The 18,127-nt window shown below is 67.7% G+C and carries 19 protein-coding genes and 1 tRNA gene; 8 read left to right on the forward strand and 12 right to left on the reverse strand.

What is annotated here, in order from left to right; genetic code table 11:
* Positions 1–2: 2 nt before the first annotated feature.
* The 5 genes from ABD729_RS05835 to ABD729_RS05855 all read right to left on the reverse strand — a co-directional run bounded on the left by ABD729_RS05835 (position 3) and on the right by ABD729_RS05855 (position 6,014).
* A complete protein-coding gene (locus tag ABD729_RS05835) occupies positions 3–1,265 on the reverse strand; it encodes a M24 family metallopeptidase (protein WP_425564850.1) in 1,263 nt (420 codons plus the stop codon).
* A 22-nt stretch (positions 1,266–1,287) separates the two neighbouring features.
* Positions 1,288–2,610, reverse strand: coding sequence for a M24 family metallopeptidase (locus ABD729_RS05840; RefSeq protein WP_344709219.1), 1,323 nt, complete (start codon positions 2,608–2,610; stop codon positions 1,288–1,290).
* Between the two features lie 98 nt (positions 2,611–2,708).
* The gene (locus tag ABD729_RS05845; protein ID WP_344709220.1) at positions 2,709–4,379 is read right to left on the reverse strand and encodes a thiamine pyrophosphate-binding protein; all 1,671 of its coding nucleotides are present in this window, start codon (positions 4,377–4,379) and stop codon (positions 2,709–2,711) included.
* Between the two features lie 10 nt (positions 4,380–4,389).
* Entirely contained in the window at positions 4,390–5,019 is a 630-nt protein-coding gene (cmk, locus tag ABD729_RS05850; RefSeq protein ID WP_344709221.1) for a (d)CMP kinase, read from the reverse strand.
* Entirely contained in the window at positions 5,016–6,014 is a 999-nt protein-coding gene (locus ABD729_RS05855) for a proline iminopeptidase-family hydrolase (RefSeq protein WP_344709222.1), read from the reverse strand. Before ABD729_RS05855 ends, cmk begins: the two co-directional genes overlap by 4 nt.
* Positions 6,015–6,150: 136 nt before the next feature.
* On the opposite strand from ABD729_RS05855, the gene ABD729_RS05860 reads away from it, so the two are divergent.
* Positions 6,151–6,477 (forward strand): TIGR02300 family protein, encoded by a 327-nt coding sequence (locus ABD729_RS05860; RefSeq protein ID WP_344709223.1) that lies wholly within the window; start codon positions 6,151–6,153, stop codon positions 6,475–6,477.
* 128 nt (positions 6,478–6,605) lie between these two features.
* On the opposite strand, the gene ABD729_RS05865 is transcribed toward ABD729_RS05860, so the two are convergent.
* The 4 genes from ABD729_RS05865 to ABD729_RS05880 all read right to left on the reverse strand — a co-directional run bounded on the left by ABD729_RS05865 (position 6,606) and on the right by ABD729_RS05880 (position 9,695).
* Positions 6,606–6,681: transfer RNA gene (locus ABD729_RS05865), tRNA-Ala, on the reverse strand.
* 144 nt (positions 6,682–6,825) lie between these two features.
* On the reverse strand, positions 6,826–6,993 hold the full coding sequence (locus tag ABD729_RS05870) for a Flp family type IVb pilin (RefSeq protein ID WP_344709224.1): 168 nt from the start codon (positions 6,991–6,993) through the stop codon (positions 6,826–6,828).
* 214 nt (positions 6,994–7,207) lie between these two features.
* Complete coding sequence (locus tag ABD729_RS05875; RefSeq protein WP_344709225.1) at positions 7,208–7,375, reverse strand: Flp family type IVb pilin; 168 nt, start codon at positions 7,373–7,375, stop codon at positions 7,208–7,210.
* Positions 7,376–7,526: 151 nt separating this feature from the next.
* Complete coding sequence (locus ABD729_RS05880) at positions 7,527–9,695, reverse strand: transglycosylase domain-containing protein (RefSeq protein WP_344709226.1); 2,169 nt, start codon at positions 9,693–9,695, stop codon at positions 7,527–7,529.
* A 117-nt stretch (positions 9,696–9,812) separates the two neighbouring features.
* On the opposite strand from ABD729_RS05880, the gene ABD729_RS05885 reads away from it, so the two are divergent.
* From ABD729_RS05885 to ABD729_RS05895, 3 genes are all read left to right on the forward strand, one after another.
* Positions 9,813–11,327: an ABC transporter substrate-binding protein gene (locus tag ABD729_RS05885; RefSeq protein ID WP_344709227.1), complete on the forward strand. Its 1,515-nt coding sequence runs from the start codon at positions 9,813–9,815 to the stop codon at positions 11,325–11,327.
* A 4-nt stretch (positions 11,328–11,331) separates the two neighbouring features.
* Complete coding sequence (locus tag ABD729_RS05890) at positions 11,332–11,754, forward strand: DUF4112 domain-containing protein (RefSeq protein WP_344709228.1); 423 nt, start codon at positions 11,332–11,334, stop codon at positions 11,752–11,754.
* Positions 11,755–11,866: 112 nt separating this feature from the next.
* Positions 11,867–12,346, forward strand: a complete 480-nt coding sequence (locus tag ABD729_RS05895; protein WP_344709229.1) for a GAF domain-containing protein — start codon at positions 11,867–11,869, stop codon at positions 12,344–12,346.
* A gap of 21 nt (positions 12,347–12,367) precedes the next feature.
* Here ABD729_RS05895 and ABD729_RS05900 read toward each other — a convergent pair whose 3' ends face one another.
* Positions 12,368–12,865: a hypothetical protein gene (locus ABD729_RS05900; protein WP_344709230.1), complete on the reverse strand. Its 498-nt coding sequence runs from the start codon at positions 12,863–12,865 to the stop codon at positions 12,368–12,370.
* Between the two features lie 129 nt (positions 12,866–12,994).
* Positions 12,995–13,465, reverse strand: a complete 471-nt coding sequence (locus tag ABD729_RS05905; protein WP_344709231.1) for a universal stress protein — start codon at positions 13,463–13,465, stop codon at positions 12,995–12,997.
* An 89-nt stretch (positions 13,466–13,554) separates the two neighbouring features.
* On the opposite strand from ABD729_RS05905, the gene ABD729_RS05910 reads away from it, so the two are divergent.
* From ABD729_RS05910 to lpdA, 4 genes are read left to right on the forward strand one after another with little or no spacing between them, the layout of a single operon-like run.
* Positions 13,555–14,877 (forward strand): pyruvate dehydrogenase complex dihydrolipoamide acetyltransferase, encoded by a 1,323-nt coding sequence (locus tag ABD729_RS05910; protein ID WP_344709232.1) that lies wholly within the window; start codon positions 13,555–13,557, stop codon positions 14,875–14,877.
* A 32-nt stretch (positions 14,878–14,909) separates the two neighbouring features.
* Positions 14,910–15,329 carry a hypothetical protein gene (locus ABD729_RS05915; RefSeq protein ID WP_344709233.1) on the forward strand — a complete coding sequence of 140 codons (420 nt, stop codon included), beginning with the start codon at positions 14,910–14,912 and terminating at the stop codon, positions 15,327–15,329.
* Positions 15,322–15,708 (forward strand): acyl-CoA thioesterase, encoded by a 387-nt coding sequence (locus ABD729_RS05920; RefSeq protein ID WP_344709234.1) that lies wholly within the window; start codon positions 15,322–15,324, stop codon positions 15,706–15,708. Before ABD729_RS05915 ends, ABD729_RS05920 begins: the two co-directional genes overlap by 8 nt.
* Entirely contained in the window at positions 15,701–17,113 is a 1,413-nt protein-coding gene (gene lpdA, locus ABD729_RS05925; protein WP_344709235.1) for a dihydrolipoyl dehydrogenase, read from the forward strand. The genes ABD729_RS05920 and lpdA overlap by 8 nt, the downstream gene beginning before the upstream one ends.
* Here the strand turns inward: lpdA and ABD729_RS05930 are convergent, their stop codons facing one another.
* Positions 17,114–18,112 (reverse strand): LLM class flavin-dependent oxidoreductase, encoded by a 999-nt coding sequence (locus ABD729_RS05930; protein ID WP_344709236.1) that lies wholly within the window; start codon positions 18,110–18,112, stop codon positions 17,114–17,116.
* Positions 18,113–18,127 lie beyond the last annotated feature (15 nt).

Below are 18,127 nucleotides of genomic sequence, written 5' to 3' on the forward strand. Positions count from 1 at the left end.
CATCAGGCGAATGGCTGGTCGATGCTCGGCGCCGGGGTGGTGAACCATCTGGGGCCGGTCGCCGTCATGGTGAAGCAATCTTCGAGGCGCACCCCGAAGCGGCCGGGTAGATAGATGCCGGGCTCGTTCGAGAAGCACATGCCGGGGCGAAGCGGCGTAATTTCGCCGCGCACCAGATTGACCGGCTCGTGGCCTTCCATGCCGATGCCGTGCCCGGTCCGGTGGGAGGTGCCGGGAAGCTTGTAGCCCGGGCCATAGCCCCAGCTTTCATATGCCTTGCGCACCGCATCGTCGACGCTTCCGGCCGGCGCGCCGACCTTTGCCGCGGCGAGCGCGATCTGCTGGCCGCGATGGACCTGTTCCCAGACCTTGCGCTGATCAGGGCTCGGCGCGCCGTCGAAGATGAAGGTGCGGCTGATATCGGACTGATAGCCGTGGAGGTTGCAGCCGCCGTCGATGAGGACGAGATCGCCGGGCGCCAGCGTGTGCGGCTTGCGCGACCCGTGCGGAAGGGCCGCGGCCTCGTTGATCAGGACGAGGTTGCCGTCGCTCTCGCCGCCAAGCGCTTTAGTGGCGGCGACGATGGCGGCGCTGATGTCGCCAGAGCTCATCCCGGCCTTCAAATTTGCATGGGCGGTGCGGAAAGCGGCGATGGTGATGTCGCTCGCCGCCTGCATCAGGGCCAGTTCGGCGGGCGACTTCAGCATCCGCTGGGCGCGCACCACCGCGTTCGCATTGACGATCCGGGCGCCGGGCAATTGCGCGGCCAGGCGATCGCCAAGGAAGAAGCGGTTGGTTTCCTCGAACGCGATCGGCTGGCCAGTGACCTTCCGTTCGCGCAGGAAGTCGGCGACCAGCTTCAGGGGCTCCTCATCTTCCTGCCAGGTGCGGATTTCGGCCGGGACCTCGAGCTGCTCGGCGATGCTGGGGCGCTCGAAGAAAGGCGTGACGACGATCGGATCGCCCTCGGCCGGGATGACGACGCCGGTCAGCCGCTCGCTCCGCCACCACTGGATGCCGGTGTAATAATCGAGGCTGGGCCCGGATTCGACCAGCATCGCGCCGAGCCGGTTGGCGCGGAGAAGCTCCTGCGCCTTCGCCAGCCGGCCGATCCGTTCGGCGGCACTGATGGGCGTCGGCAGTGGGCGAGGGACGACCTGCTCGGCGACCATTGCCGCAAATGCGCGGGTCGGCAGGGCGAGCGTGGTGGCAAGGGCGCCGGTGCCGGCAAGAAACGAGCGGCGGCGGAATGCGGGGCTGATCACGTGCGGTTCTTCCTGCTGCTGCTTACTTGGCCGGGCCGATGAGGTGGAAGGCGGTCTGCCGTCCATCGAGGTAACGCACGCTGGCGCCGTCGAAGAAGGCATTCTCCTCCTGGCGAAACTCTATTTCCTGATTGTCCCACTCGGGCACCCTCGCCTTGGCGTTGAGCTCGATCGACCAGGCGGTGTTGGGGCGGATCGGGCGCTCTCCGCGCGGGTCCGCATTCTGATTGTCCCAGAAGCCGATGCTGCTTCCGGCGCCGTGGCCGTGGAAGCCGATCGGGTGCGAGTAGATGGAGGGGGTGAGGCCAGCAGCGATGGCCTTGGCCCGCGCGGCCGCCAGCACCTGGTTGCCGGTGAGGCCGACGCGGTAGCTCGACGTCAGCGCATCCTGCACGCGATTGGCGGCGGCAAGGCCGTCGCGCAGGCCCTTCGGTGCATCGCGCTCGCCCGGTTTTAGGACATAGCCAAGCTGCTGCACGTCGCTGTTGAGGCCGAGGTAGGTGATTCCGAAATCGGTCCACAGCATGTCGCCGGGCTGGATCACCGCATCTTCCTGCAGCGCTGCGGCCTGGCCCTTGCGGAAGATCGACAGCGACGGGTGGAACCAGACGGTCATGCCAAGGCTACTGACCTTTTCGCGCATCCACCAGCGGACGTCGTTGGCGGTGGTCTTGCCGGGCGTGATGACCTTGTTGCTGAGCGCTTCGGCGATAATCGCGTGGGTCACCTGCAGCAGCTGCGGATAGACCTTCATCTCGGCGGGCGTGCGGGCCTCGAGCCAACCGACCGCAAGCTCGTCGGTGCGGACGAAGCGCGCGCGCATGGCCGGGGGGAGCGCGGCGGAAAGGCCCTCAAACTGGCTGAGGGTCAGGCCATCGGCGAACTGGCTGAGCGCGCTCGAATTGATCGCGATCCGCTTGGGATCGCGGGCGGCGATCAGTTTGGCGAGCGCCTTCCATTGGTCGGGTTCGGCCTCCGGGTTCCAGGCGGGCTGAAACAGGCCGGCAAGGCCATAGCGGCTGACGGTCAGGCGCTCGACCGGCTTGCCCGCGCCAGGGTCGAAGAAGACGAGGATGGTGCGGCGGCGCGCGTGCAGATTTTCCGCGTCGAGCATGGTCATGACGACCGGATCCTCGACATATTCGCGGGCGACCAGCACCCACATGTCGATCCCCTGCTCACGCATCAGCTTGGGGACGATGGTGTCGAGCCGGTCGGCGAGCAGCCTGTCGTGGAGGGTGGCGCGCTCGCGCAGGGTCAGGACCGGCGGCATGGCCGCGGGGGCCGCGGCGGCAGGGGCGGCCCCAACGAGAAGCAGGGCGGCGAGCATGATGAGACGGTGCATGTACGCATGCTGTCATTGCGAGCGAAGCGAAGCAATCCATGGTGCGGGTCGCGCAGTGGATTGCTTCGCCCTTGGCCCGTAATGACGGGAAAGCAAACCTACCCCCGCGCCTTCTCCCGCAGCGCGGTGATGGTGGTGCCGTTGGTGATCACCTCGACGTCGGTCTTGAGGTGGAGGAGGCGCAGCCCCGAGCGGCCGAGCGCGTCGTCGAGCGCCGGGGCGAAGTCCTCGGTATGTTCGACCGTCGCGGACCAGGCGCCGAACGCCCGGGCGAGGGCGGCGAAATCGGGGTTGTGGAGCGTGGTGGCGCTGAGCCGCTCGGGATAGTCGCGCTCCTGGTGCATGCGGATGGTGCCGTAGCTTCCATTGTCGACGACCAGTACGAGGAGGTTGGCGCCATATTGCGCGGCGGTGGCGAGTTCCTGTCCGTTCATCAGGAAGTCCCCGTCGCCCGCGACGCACAGGACCGACCGATCGCGAAAGCGCAGCGAGGCAGCGACCGCCGCCGGAAGGCCATAGCCCATCGTTCCGCTGGTGGGCGCTAGCTGGCACGGCGTCGCGGCGTAGCGCCAGTAGCGATGGACCCAGCCCGAAAAATTGCCCGCGCCATTGCAGACGATGGTGTCGGCCGGAAGCTTCTCGCGCAGCAGCGCCACGCACGGCCCGAGGTCGAGCGTCACGCCATCGCGCGGGGCAGGCTCGCTCCACGCGAGATAGTCGGCATGGGCCTCCGCGCCGGCGCCGAAGGGGAGGAGGTCGTCATCGTCCCAGGCGTCGAGGTCCTGCGCGAACTCGCCCATGTCGGAGCAGATCGGGAGGTCGGCATGATAGACCCGGCCAAGTTCATTGGGGTCGGGGTGGACGTGGACGATCGTCTGGCCCGGATGGTCGGGCGTGATCAGCGTGTAACCGTCAGTGGTCGCTTCCCCGAGGCGGGCACCGACCACCAGCAGCAGGTCGGCGTCTTTCACCCGCTGGATGAGCTTTGGATTGGGGCCATAGCCAAGGTTGCCGGCATAGACCGGGCAATCGTTCGCGACCGCGTCCTGGCGGCGGAAGGCGGCGGCGACGGGGATGCCGGTGCGCTCGGCCCAGGCGGCGAAATGGTGCGCGGCGCACGGGCTCCAGTCCGCGCCGCCGACGATGGCGAGGGGGGCGGCGGCGTCCTTCAGAAGCTCGTGCAGGGTGGCGATGGCGCTGGGGTCGGGATGCTCGACCACCGGGGGGACGGGCAGGCGGTCGGCGGCTTCGACCTCATCGCGCAGCATGTCCTCGGGCAGCGCGAGGACGACCGGGCCCGGGCGGCCAGCAGTGGCGACGCGCCAGGCGCGAGCGACATATTCGGGGATCCGGCGGGCATCGTCGATCCGCGCGGCCCATTTGGCGATCGGGCCGAAGAAGGCCGGAAAGTCGATTTCCTGGAAGCCCTCGCGGTCCTTGTCGCGGCGGTCGAGATCGCCGACGAACAGGATCATCGGCGTCGAGTCCTGGAAAGCGACATGGACGCCGGGTGTGGCGTTGGTCGCACCGGGGCCGCGAGTGACAAAGGCGACGCCGGGGCGGCCGGTCATCTTGCCGTCGGCCTCGGCCATGTAAGAGACACCGCCCTCCTGGCGACAAACAACGACGTCGATGTCGGATGTGTCGTGGAGCGCATCGAGAACTGCGAGGAAGCTCTCGCCGGGAACGGTGAAGATCCGGTCACAGCCCTGGATGCGGAGCTGGTCGACGAGCAGGCGGCCGCCTGTGCGCAGAGAAGGGGAGGTCATAGCCCGACCCTTAGGAGCGGCGGCGGCTTTCCACCAGACGGATGGCTTCCGCGAGAGCCTCATCGGGACCCATCGTGGTGGTTTCGAGCAGCAGCGCGTCGTCGGCCATCACCAGTGGTGCAGCCGAGCGATGGCTGTCGCGCTCGTCGCGGGCGCGAAGGTCGATGAGGACGTCCTCGAGGTGGACGGGGAGACCGGCGGCGGTGAGTTCGGCGTGGCGGCGTTTGGCCCGTTCCTCGACCGCGGCGGTGACGAACAGCTTGGCGGTCGCCTGCGGCGCGATCACCGTGCCGATGTCGCGTCCATCGAGCACCGCGCCGCCGGGCTGGCCGGCAAATTCGCGCTGGCGTTCGAGCAGCGCGGCGCGAACCGCAGGGTAGGCGCTGATCCGGCTGGCAATCCCGCCGACCGTCTCGCTCTTGAGTTCGGGATCGTCCATCAGCCCCGAAATCTCGTGCACGGCGCGCAGCGCCGCGAACTCGCTGTCGGGATCACCGCCCCAGCGCAGGAGGGACAGGGCGACGGCGCGATAAAGCTTGCCGGTGTCGAGGTGCGGCAGCCCGTAATGGCGGGCAAGGCCGCGGGCGACCGTTCCCTTGCCACTGGCGGCGGGGCCATCGACGGCGATGACGAGGCTCATGCCTGGTCCTGCCGGCGCAGCCAGTTGCGCAGGATGGCATTATATTCGTCCGGGCGATCGGAAGGGATGGCGTGGCCAGCCCCGGGCACCACGGCCAGTTCGGCACCAGGCACGCGTTCGGCGAAGTCGGCAGCGGTGACCGGACGGGCTTCGTCATATTGGCCGACCATGAACAGGGTGTGCCTGCCGTCGAGCTTCGCCAGCAGCGGCTCGCCATCATAGTCGCGCAGGGTCCCGGTCGCGATGAATTCGGTGCTGCCCCACATGCCTTGGTAGAGCGCATTGTTGAAACCGCGGCCGCCAGCCTTCTGCTGCGCTTCGGCATAAGCAATGACGGCGGACATGCGCGGCTCGCGCGCGAGATAGCGGCTGTTATACTGTTCAGAGGCGGTGGCGCAGGCGGCGGACGCCGATGCCGGCGGATCGCAGCGATCGAGTGCCTGGCGGACGTCGGCGGGCAGTTTGCTGCGCAGGGCATTGGCGTCGGCAAGCCACCGGCGGGTGGACACGAGCGGGCTCGCAAGGATCAGGCTGGCGAGCGCGGGCGGGCGCAGCGCGCCATATTCGAGCGCGATCGTGCCGCCCCAGCTACCGCCAAGGACGTGCCAGCGTTCGACACCGAGCGCGCGGCGAATCGGCTCCAGCTCGGCAACGAAGCGGGGCACCTTCCAGTCGGCCGGCGTGATCGGGTCGGATCGCCCGCTGCCGAGTTGGTCGTAGAGGATGATCGCCCGCTCGTCCGCCAGCGCGAGTGCGGGAAGGAAGCCGCCGTGGGTGCTGCCCGGACCGCCGTGGATCATCACCAGCGGCGGCTTGCCACCCTTGAGCGCGCCGTTGGCGCGGACATAGACCCGGCCGCCGGGCACGGCGACCATCCGCTCCAGGTCGGGGGGCGGGAAGGAGGCTGGTCCGCGGGCCCGCAGCGGTGCCGCAATCGCGCACGCCCCGGCGGCAAGGCTGCCCTGCAGGAAGGTGCGGCGTTGAATGTCGGGCACGAGCGATCTCCCCGGTCACAGGCCCGTCAAGGAGGGCCCGCGCGCTTTGACACTGCCCCCCTGCTATGGCAAGGCGCGCCCCGATCAGCCGGGGCAGCAGTGCCGCCGGCCCTTTTTCAGTTGGAGATCCTCAGCCATGGTGAAGCCCGAGTGGGGCACCAAGCGCACCTGCCCCAAGTGTGCGACCCGTTTCTACGATCTCGGCAAGGACGATCCGGTCACCTGCATCGAGTGCGGTAATACCTTCGTCCCCGAGCCGGTGCTGAAGTCCAAGCAGCCGATGCCGTTCGAGCAGGTCTCGGTCGCGGCGCCCGCGGCGCAGGCCGATTCCGACCTCGGTGCGGAAGACCTGGCGCTGCCGGATGAGGATGAAGAGCCCAGCGCCGACGACGAGGTCGATCTGTCGACCGGCGACGACGACCTTGGCGTCGAGACGCAGAACGAGGACGAGGACAACCTGTAAGCCGGACACCGGCCCGAACGGGTTTTTCGAGAACAAGGGCGGGGCCTCAGGCTCCGCCCTTTTTTCATGCCCGGCCGCGCCGGCGCCTAACGAAAAAAGGCCACCCGAAGGCGGCCTTTTTAAGGACATGGTGGAGCCGAGGGGGATCGAACCCCTGACCTTCGCAATGCCATTGCGACGCTCTCCCAGCTGAGCTACGGCCCCGTGTCCGCGGGCCTTTAGGGGGCTTCTCGGCCCCTGCCAACCCCTTTGTTGCCGCTTCCTGCACCATGCTTGCCTGAAACGAGAAAGGGCACCGGTTTCCCGATGCCCTTCCGTCCGTGACGCTTCGCTGGGAAGCGGCGGCGCTTAGCCCTTGTTGAGCTGGGTGCCGACGTTGGTGAAGGTCTTGTTGAGATTGTCGCCGATGGTCGTGAGCGCGCCAATGGCGGCGACTGCGATCAGCGCGGCAATCAGGCCGTATTCGATTGCGGTGGCTCCGTCCTCGTTCGACAGAAGCTCCAGAAACTTGGTCATCGTCATTCTCCCTGTGGGCGGATCGTCGAAGCTTCCCCCACCCCGGAAAAAGATTCTCGCCACCCGGCACCGTGAGTAATGGTCCGAAAAGGTTATTATTTGGTGTAAGTCGCCAGCCTGCGCCGGGGCCGGAAACGCGAAAGGCCCCGCCGTCGCCCCCACTGGAGAGGTCGAAGGCGGGGCCCCGCTTGTTCCGGCTTACGCCGGAGCCGGATTAGCCCTTGTTGAGGCTGGTGCCGACGTTCGTGAAGGTCTTGTTGAGGTTGGTGCCGATGCTGGTCAGCGCGGTGATCGCGGCGACGGCGATGAGGGCGGCGATCAGGCCGTATTCAATCGCGGTGGCGCCGTCTTCGTTGTTCAGCATCTTGAAGAAATTGGTCATGTCCGGTCTCCTAGTTCCACTTTGTCCCCCGGGGGCGGCCCCGGCACCGGCAGACGTTGTTGGCCCGTCGGTCGAGAGTGGTTCTAGGAGGCAAGGAGTTAAGGAGTGGTTGAACCGGCAGGTAAATGTCGGTTCACCATCTTAGACGGTTTTAGCGCCTTTCGTTGAGAACGGTGTCGGCAAGGCCGGACAGGCGCTCGAACCACGCCTCGACCCCATCCATTATAGCCGGTTGCGGCGCATTCGGGCCGGGCGTGCGACGCGGTACGCGATAACTTGCGGGAAGCGCCGATGCGCCGCGGCCGTCGACGCTCAGCGCCGGCGCCATGAAGCTGCGCCAGATCTGCGCCGGGAGTGTTCCGCCCGAGACATTCTTGCCGAGCGACTTGTTGTCGTCGCGCCCGACCCACACGCCGACCACGAGGTCGCCCGCGAAGCCGACGAACAGCGCGTCGCGATTGTCCTGGCTGGTCCCGGTCTTGCCGAAGGTGGCGGTGGCAAGCGCGGCCTTGCGCCCGGTACCCTCGTTGGCGGCGGCCCACAGGAGGTCGAGCATCGGCTTCCAGTCGCGGCTCTCGTCGAGCTGCCCGCCGCGTCCGAACAGCGTGGCGGTGAAGTCCTGCGCCTCGCCCTGGGCGCCGGCAGGGGGGAGGCCGGTGGCGCTTACCGGATAGCGCCCGCCCGCGACCCCGGCGTAGGCGGCCGTCAGCTCGAGCAGGCTGACCCCCGCGGTCCCGAGCGCCACGCTTGGCGAATCGGGCAGCGGAGTGGAAATGCCAAGTTCGCGCGCGGTGCGCAGGACGCGGTCGCGGCCGACGGCTTCGGACAGGCGAACGGTGGCCGCGTTGCTCGAACGGGCGAACGCCTGTTTCAGCGTCACCGGCCCGCGGAACACGCCGTCGCTGTTGGCCGGGCTCCAGCCATCGATGGTGATCGGCTTGTCGTCGATCACCGAATCGGGGGTGTAGCCCGACCGCAATGCCGCGAGATAGACGAACAGCTTGAAAGCGGAGCCCGGCTGCCGCCGCGCCTGGGTCGCACGGTTGAAGGTCGAATCCTTGTAGGAGCGCCCTCCGACCATCGCCACGACCCGGCCGTCGGGGCGCATCGCCACCAGCGCCGCCTGCACGCCCTCGCCCAGCGGCGCATTGGCAATCGCGCGGGTCGCCAGCCGCTGGAGGTCGGCGTCGAGCGTCGTGGTGACCTTCACCTCGCCGAAATCGGTTTCGAAGGCGTCGGCGGCCTGGGGCGCGACCCAGTCGGCAAAATAGGTGCCGGTCGGCACCTTCTGGACGCGGCGGACCGGGCGGGCGGGGACGGCCAGCGCGCTGCGCGCCTTGGCCGCACTCGTCGCACCGGTGTCGACCATCGCGGCAAGAACCAGCCTGGCCCGTTTCTGCGCGCCGGCAAGATTGCGGGTCGGGGCAAGCCGGCTCGGCGCCTGGACCAGCCCGGCCAGCATGGCCGATTGCGCGAGGGTGAGGTTTTCGGGCTCGCGCCCGAAATAATGGTGCGCAGCGGCGCGCAGGCCATAGACGCCGTCGCCGAAATAGACCGACGACAGGTAGCGCGACAGGATCTCGTCCTTGGTCAGCCAGCCTTCCAGCCAGAAAGCGATGATCACCTCCTGCGCCTTGCGCTTCAGCGCGCGGTCGGATGACAGGAAGCTGGTCTTGGCCAGCTGCTGGGTCAGGGTCGAGCCGCCCTGCCGAACGCCGCCTGCCTGCAGGTTGGCGACGAAGGCGCGGGCGATGGCGCGCGGATCGATCCCCCAGTGGCGATAGAAGCGCCGGTCCTCGATCGCGACGAAGGCGGCCGGGGTGTAGGGCTTCAGTTTGGCGATTTCGACCGGCGCTTCCTTGATCGCCCCGCGCCGGGCGATCGGGCGGCCTTCGGCGGAAACGATCAGCATCGCCGGATTGGGCAAGGGCTCGAGTGCGCGGCCGAGCGGCGCGGTGAAGATTAGCCACAACAGGGTGATGAGGGTAAACGCCGCAAAGCCGATCAGTCCCCAGCGTATCCAGCGCCGCCGCCGCGAGGGCGGCAGCTCGGGCGCAACCGGGGGTGCCTCGCCGCCGCCCGTCCGCTCAGGCCCGGCGCGCAGGAAGGCAGCATGGTCGGACCGGTCGAGCCAGGTCGTCGAAGGCGTCTCGGCTGCCGGTGCCACCTCTGCGGGCTCGGCCGCGGGCTTGTCGGCGCGCTGCCACCAGCGCCGGCGCTTCACCGTCGGGGCACCGCCGAACAGGGGCGCGGCGAAGGGATCGGGAAGATCCTCGACGTTGCGACCATCTCGCTGCCAGGGTGAGTCGCGATCCGCCATTCACACAAAACCCGTCCCAAGTGACCTAGTGCCCTAATACAGCTGGATTGCCGTGACTAGGGGTTTGCGCCGCGCCACCCCTTGGTTCGGACGGCGGTGCTCGGCTAGAGGGTGAGGGTGCCCCTTCGCAAGCTTCACCGCCGCTTCGATCGCAGCGCCAGCCTCCTGCTGCTGGTTGCCGCTGTCGCAGGGCTGAACGGCTGCCGCCAGGCCGGGACCGGCGAAGTGGACGCGGTGATCATTGCCGACCGGCTTCCGAAGCTTTCGGATCCCCTGTCGGGCAATCTCGCCGCGCCCGACCTCATGCTGGTGAGCAATGTCGCGCAGGGGCTGGTCCGGTTCGACGCGGCGGGCGACATCGCCCCCGGGCTCGCCGAACGCTGGGCGGTCAGCGACGATGGCCTGAGCTACGTCTTCCGCCTGCGCTCGGACGGATGGAGCGACGGGCGCAAGGTCCGTGCCCGTGACGTGGTACGGCTGATCCAGCGCCAGCTCGCCCGGCGCGGCCGCGACCCCCTGCTCGATACGCTGGGCGCAGTACGCGAAGTCGTCGCGATGACCGACCGGGTGATCGCGATCGAACTGAACGCGCCGCGCCCCCACCTGCTGCAACTGCTTGCGCAACCCGAATTCGGGCTGGTCCGCGGGAACGCGGGAAGCGGGCCGCTGACCGAAAAGGCCGACGGGGACAGCCTACTCCTGACGCGCACCCTGCCGGGGTTCGACGGCGACGAAGCCCAGCAGGAAAGGGTGCGGCTGGGTAAGGCCAGCGCCCGGCAGGCGATCGCGCGATTCGCCTCGGGCGAAATCGAGCTGGTTCTTGGCGGCACGGTCGCCGACGTTCCCTTGGCGACTTCCGCCAAGCTCCCGCGCAACAGCCTTCGGATCGACCCAGTCGCCGGCCTGTTCGGGCTGGTCCCTGCGCGCAAGGACGGGCTTGCCGCCGACCAGGCGGTGCGCGCCCTGCTCGACGCGGCGATCGACCGTCAGGCGATGGTCGCCGCCTTGTCCGTCCCGGGCCTGCAGCCACGCGCCAGCCTGCTCCAGCCGGGGCTCGACGGCATTTCCGCGCCCTTCCAGCCCGAATGGGCACCATTGTCGCAGGAAGAGCGGCGGCCCGCGCTGACCGAACGGGGCCGCGCACTGTTTCCGCTTGCCAGCGGATCGCAATCGCCGCCGACCCTTGAGCCGCGCCGGGTGGTCAGGGTGGCGCTTCCGGGCGGCCCTGGCGGAGCGATCATCCTCCAGCGCCTCAAGGCCGACTGGGAGCCGCTCGGGCTGCAGGTGGTCGAAGCGGGCGAGGGGCCGGCCGATTTCCGCTTCATCGACGAGGTCGCGCCATCGAGCTCGCCGGCCTGGTTCCTGCGCCGCTTCCGCTGCGATTTCGTGCCCGTCTGCTCGGAAGAGGCCGACCAGTTGCTCGACGCCGCGCGGCTGACGGGCTTCCCGCCGCAGCGCAACCGTTTCTTCGCCGATGCCGAACGGCTGATGCGCGAGGAAGTGCTGTTCATCCCCATCGCCGCGCCGGTCCGCTGGTCGCTGGCGGCGCGCGGCGTCGCGGGCTTCGCGGAGAACCGCTTCGGGCTCCACACGCTGACGGACTTGCGGATCGCCGCCGACACACGAAATTAGGGTCATGACCACTCAGACCCACCCGTTCGCTCGCGATCTCCCGCTCGGCAGCGAGCCGCGCCACGTCCGCCAGCGGCTAGAGGCGCTCGAGCATCTCCTCGAGCGTGCGCTGCCAATTCCGGGCACCAACAAGCGGATCGGGCTCGACGTCATCCTCGACTTCGTGCCGGGGGTCGGCCCGACGATCGCCGCGGGCCTCGGCGCCTATCTGGCGTGGGAAGCGCGCAACCTTGGCATGAGCAAGTGGCAGATCGCGCGGATGGGCAAGAACATCGGGATCGACTGGCTGCTCGGCATGATCCCGTTCGTCGGCGCGATCCCCGACTATTTTTTCCGCTCGAACACGCGCAACCTGCGCATCATCAAGAAGCATCTCGACAAGCATCATCCGGCGGCGCGGACCATTGACGCCGCCCCGCTGCGCTGAAGAATGTGATTGCGTCATTGCGAGGCTAAGCCGAAGCAATCCACTGACTGCACCACAGCAGGGGTTGCCTCGCTCCGCTCGCAGCGACGGGGAAATAGGCTAGAGACCCCCAATGTACGACTTCAAGATCGAGGCCGCCGACAAGGCGACCCTTTATGCCGACCTGCTCGCCGCGGTCGACGGCCTGACCGCGGGCGAAAGCGACGGGATCGCCAACATGGCCAATATCGCGGCGCTGATCTGGGAAACGCTGCCCGGCCTCAACTGGGCGGGTTTCTACCGCAATGTCGGGGGCGAACTGGTGCTGGGTCCCTTCCAGGGCCGCCCGGCCTGCATCCGCATCCCCTTCGGCCGCGGCGTGTGCGGGACGGCGGCCGAAACCCTTGAGGTGCAGCGGGTCGAGGATGTCCACGCCTTCCCCGGCCACATCGCCTGCGACGCCGCGAGCGAGAGCGAACTGGTGGTCCCGATCGTGCGCGATGGCCTGCTGCTCGCCGTGCTCGACCTCGACGCGCCGCAAAAAGCCCGCTTCGACGCCGTGGACGAAGCGGGCTGTGTCGCAATCTGCAGGTTGTTGGCGGAGCGGCTCTGACGAACCGCGCGCCGCAACAAATCAGACGACGGTGTTTTCGGCGACCATCGCATTGACGATCTGACCCGGGGTCATGATGGCCGAGCGGCCGCTGATCCACATCGAGCCGAACAGCGCGCCGACAGTGTTGCCCTTGCCTTCCTGACGGTGGACGCCGCTCAGCGGAATGACCTTGCCGTTGACGTTGAGCTGCTTGAATTCGACTTCGAACTTGCCCGACTTGCCGCCGATGGCCTTGCCGGTCTTCCACTTGATCAGGCCAAGCGCCTTGCTGCCGCGCGGCACGGCAACCACGCCGTTCTCGACCACGTCGTTGACGACGGTGAATTCGAACGAGTCACCGACCTTGACCTTGGAACTGGCGATTTCCTTCATCGGGGTCATCGCGACCATGGTGCCGGCGCGGACCATGACTGGCGCCATGCTGGGTGCAGACTGGGCGACCGCAGCCTGAGCGATAACGACGGGCGCGATGCTGAACGCGGCGGCGCAAAGGCCAACGCGGATGAGACGACGCATATTCTTACTCCCCCTTGAGACAAAGCTTCGCGAACGGAAGCCGCGCATCTTTTTTCGGCTGCAAAGAAAATAAGCAACCAACAAGGGGTTAACGGCCGGCGGAACTTCGGGAAATGTGTCCTTCGGACCTCAGCTCAGCGCTTCCAGCCGTTCGTCGCTGAGGCTCCCGGGGATCACCATCACCGGGCAGGGGAGCTTGCCCGAATCACTGCCGGTAAAGGCCGCGACCATGTCGCCGGGGTCGCCGGAGGGTGCGGCGGCAAGGACGAGGGCGGCGATGTCCTCGCGCTCCGCCAGCAGGTCGCGGACCAGCGCCACTGGCTCGCCGGCGCGAATCAGGATGGCGCCGGGGCGGAAGGCCTCGATCCCGGGAAGCTCGCCCAGCGCTTCGGCGACGCGCGCCTCGATCCGCAGCTGCTGCTCTTCCTCGATCGCGGCCTGGACGCCGCCCCATTGCACGAAATCCTGCGCGGTGGTGATCGCCAGCACCTCGAGGCCGCCACCGGTCTTGGCGGCGCGGCGGGCGGCGAAGCGAAGGGCGACTCGCGCCTCGCTGCTGTCGTCCATCACCACCAGATAGGTGCGCTTCGCCTCGCTCATGGCACTTCACTGGACTGCGGCTGCTTGACGGGCAAGGGGGCATGGTCTTTCAGGGATCGGACTCACTCCAAGCTTGCCCGAAGGATCCCATGGCGATCGAACTGAAGATGCCCGCTCTGTCCCCGACCATGGAGGAAGGGACGCTGGCCAAGTGGCTGGTCAAGGAAGGCGACACCGTGTCCAGCGGCGACATCCTCGCCGAGATCGAGACCGACAAGGCGACCATGGAATTCGAAGCGGTCGACGAAGGCGTCATTTCCAAGATCCTGGTCGCCGAGGGCACCGACGGGGTGAAGGTCGGAACCCCGATCGCGCTGATCGGCGGCGAAGGCGAAGAGGCGGCATCGCCCGCGCTCGCCGCTGCGCCCGCGCCAGCGCCCGCCGCCGCTGCGGCTCCCAAGCCCGACCCGACCCCGAAGAGCGAAGCGCCGGTCACCGCGCCGGTCGAAACGCCGCCCGCGCCGGCCGCTCCCGCTGCTCCGCCCCATGCCGAGGGCGACCGCGTCAAGGCGAGCCCGCTCGCCCGCAAGCTGGCCGAGGCGCAGGGGATCGACCTGTCGACCCTGACCGGTTCGGGCCCCGGCGGGCGGATCGTCCGCGCCGACCTCGGCAAGGCTGCCGGTGGTGCCGCTGCCCAGCCGCAGGCACCGGCCGCCGCGCCCGCCGCCGCTGCTGCTGCTCCGGCGGCTTCTTCGGCGCCCGCGCAGCCGTTCAGCACCGACATCCCGCATGAAGCCGTCAAGCTTTCGAACATGCGCAAGACCATCGCCCGCCGCCTGCACGAGGCGAAGCGCGACATTCCGCACATCTACCTGACGGTCGACGTCCGCCTCGATGCGCTGCTCAAGCTGCGCTCCGAGCTCAACGCCGGGCTTGCCGGCCGCAAGATCAAGCTCAGCGTCAACGACCTGCTGATCAAAGCGCTGGCGGTCGCGCTCGAGGCCGTGCCCGAGTGCAACGTCAGCTTCACCCCCGACCAGCTGATCATGTACAAGCGCTCCGACATCGCGGTCGCGGTCAGCATCCCCGGCGGCCTCATCACCCCGATCGTCACCGACGCCGCGGCCAAGTCGGTCAGCCGCATCAGCCAGGAGATCGGCGAGCTTGCGGGCCGGGCCAAGGAAGGCAAGCTGCAGCCGCACGAATATCAGGGCGGCACCGCGAGCCTGTCGAACATGGGCATGTTCGGGATCAAGCAGTTCGACGCCGTCATCAACCCGCCCCAGGCGATGATCCTCGCGGTCGGCGCGGGCGAGAAGCGCCCGTGGGTCGATGGCCAGGAACTGACCGTGGCCACCGTGATGAGCATCACCGGCAGCTTCGACCATCGCGCCATCGACGGCGCGGACGGCGCGCGCCTAATGAAGACGCTCAAGGAACTGATCGAAAGCCCGCTGGGTCTGGTGGCTTGATCACACCAAAGCAAGTTTTCGCCCTCACTTTCGTGGCGTGGATTGTCGCGCCATGGCTTGCCGGGTTCCTTGACCATCTGCTGCAACCGCTCTTCGTTAAGCATTCTACTCTGGCGGCGATGTATGACGCAGATGGAATGTCTTATTCGGAAGCGCGGCAGCGCTGGTTTGCGCCGGTGACGGTTGGGTTTACTTTCTGGATAAGTGCCTTTGTGCTGCTTGCATGCGGTTTCGTTGGGTTCGTCCTTTCAATCTTCGACCGTAATCAACGCATATTGGTTTTAGAGCTTATGCTTGTACTGCCGATACTTTGTGCCCTTATCATTCTCGTATCCGGAGCTCAGCAGGGGCAAATTGGAGCGATTGCTTGGGCCATGATGATCGGAAGCGGGCCTCTCGTGCTCTTGGCTCTTCTCCTCGGCTGGCAACGCTGGATCGTTACCCATGATTGACCGCGCGCCCCTCATCCGCACCACGGCGATGCCCGCCGACACCAACCCTTATGGCGGCGTGTTCGGGGGCTGGCTGATGGGGCAGATGGGCCTCGCTTGCGGGAGCTTTGCCTCGCGGCACAGCGCGGGGAAGGCGATCCTGGTCGGGGCGGAGAAGCTCAAGTTTCCCGGCATGATGGCGGTGGGCGACGAGCTCAGCGTTTATGTCGAGCTGGTGAAGCGGGGCCGCACCTCGCTGCTGCTGCGGGCCGAGGGCATCGCGCGGGCGCGGGACGGGGACGCCGAGACATTGGTGGCGGAGGGCGAGTTCACCTTCGTCGCCCTGGACGAGAACAACAGGCCGCGGCCGATCGCGGCGAAGGAAGAGACGAATGGCTGAAAACTACGACCTCATCGTGCTGGGTTCGGGCCCCGGCGGCTATGTCGCGGCGATCCGCGCGGCGCAGCTCGGGCTCAAGACCGCGATCGTCGAACGCGAGAGCCTCGGCGGCATCTGCCTCAACTGGGGCTGCATCCCGACCAAGGCGCTGCTCCGCTCGGCCGAGATCCTCCATTATGCGCAGCATGCGCAGGATTATGGCCTGACTCTCGCCGGCAAGATCGAGGCCGATCTCGCGGCGGTGGTGAAGCGCAGCCGCGGCGTCGCCAAGCAGCTCAATCAGGGCGTCACGCACCTGATGAAGAAGAACAAGATCACCGTGCACATGGGCACCGGCACCATGACCGGCCCGACCAGCATGACGGTGAAGAGCGACAAGGGCGAGAAACAGCTCAGCGCCAAGCACGTGATCCTGGCGCTGGGCGCCCGGGCGCGCGACCTGCCGTTCGCGCCGGCCGACGGAAAGCGCATCTGGACCTATCGTCACGCGATGACCCCGGCCGAAATGCCGACCAAGCTGCTGGTCATCGGCTCGGGCGCGATCGGGATCGAGTTCGCGAGCTTCTACAACGATATGGGCGCCGAGGTGACGGTGGTCGAAATGCTCGACCGGATCGTCCCTGTCGAGGATGCCGAAGTCTCGGTCCTGCTCGAGAAGAGCCTGACTCGGCAGGGCATCACGATCATGACCGGCGCCGGGGTCGAGTCGATCGCGACGTCGGCCTCGGGCGTGAAAGCGAAGATCAAGGGCAAGGACGGCAAGGTCGCCGAACAGGACTTCAGCCACTGCATCGTCGCGGTCGGGATCGTCCCCAACACCGAGAAGGTCGGGATCGAGCAGCTGGTCGAGATGGATCGCGGGTTCATCCAGATCGATCCCTACGGCCGGACCAAGGCCAAGGGCCTGTGGGCAATCGGCGACTGCACCCCGGGGCCGTGGCTGGCGCACAAGGCGAGCCACGAAGGCGTCACCGCCGCCGAGGCGATCGCGCAGGAACTCGGCAACAAGGAGGTGCACCCGCACGCCCTCGACCGGTCCAACATCCCGGGCTGCACCTATTGCCATCCGCAGGTGGCGTCAGTCGGCCTGACCGAGGCCAAGGCCAAGGAGCTCGGCCATGAGGTCAAGGTCGGCAAATTCCCCTTCATCGGCAACGGCAAGGCGATCGCGCTCGGCGAGACCGAGGGCTTCATCAAGACCGTGGTCGACGCCAAAACGGGCGAACTGCTCGGCGCGCACATGATCGGCGCCGAGGTTACCGAGCTGATTCAGGGCTACACGGTCGGCAAGACCGCCGAACTGATCGACGAGGATTTCGCGCAGACGATTTTCCCGCACCCGACCCTGTCGGAGATGATGCACGAGAGCATCCTCGCCGCGGACGGGCGCGTTCTGCACATGTGATCAGGCGGCCAGCGCAGGCTCCCGCATCACCGCCTCGGCCAGCAGCTGGTAGGACCGGTGCCGCGCCTGGTGATCGTGGATCTGCGCGGTGACGACCAGCTCGTCGGCCCCCGTCCGCTCGATGAACTCGAGCGTCTGGCGGCGGACGGTCTCGGGGCTGCCGATCGCCGAGCAGGACAGGAACTGGTCGAGCATCGCGCGCGCCGATAGCGGCAGCGTGTCCTTGAAGCCCGCCCTTGGCGGCGGAAGCTTGCCCGGCGTCCCGGTGCGCAAGGCGACGAACGCCTGCTGGATCGATGTCGCCAGCAATTGCGCTTCCTCGTCGCTGTCGGCGGCGATGACGTTGAAGCCGAGCATCACGTAAGGCTCGGCCAGCTGCGCCGAGGGGCGGAAGCTCTCGCGATAGACCTTGATCGCTTCCATCATCTGCCCCGGCGCGAAGTGCGAGGCGAAGGCGTAGGGAAGGCCGAGCATCGCCGCCAATTGGGCTCCGAAGGTGCTGGAGCCGAGAATCCACAGCGGGATGTCCATGCCTTCGCCCGGCACCGCGCGCACCCTCTGCTCACCGCCGCGCAGGTAGGATTGCAGCTCCAGCACGTCCTGCGGGAACTGGTTGGCATCGGACTGGAGGTTGCGGCGCAGTGCATAAGCGGCGGCCTGGTCGGTCCCCGGCGCACGGCCGAGGCCAAGGTCGACCCGCCCGGGATAGAGCGCTTCCAGCGTCCCGAACTGCTCGGCGATGGTCAGCGGCGCGTGGTTGGGCAGCATGATCCCGCCGGCCCCGATCCGGATGGTCGAGGTGTTGGCGCCGACAAAGGCGAGGGCGACCGCCGTCGCGGCGCTGGCGATCCCGGGCATCGAATGGTGCTCGGCCATCCAGTAGCGCTTGTAGCCGAGCTTTTCGGCATGGGCGGCAAGGTCGGCGGAGTTGCGAAGCGCGTCGCCCGCTTCCGACCCTTGCGGGATCGGGGCGAGGTCGAGGACTGACAGGGTAGGCATGGTCAAAAGATGGGG

The organism is Sphingomonas humi (assembly GCF_039536725.1).
GTDB classification, from domain to species: Bacteria; Pseudomonadota; Alphaproteobacteria; order Sphingomonadales; family Sphingomonadaceae; genus Sphingomicrobium; species Sphingomicrobium humi.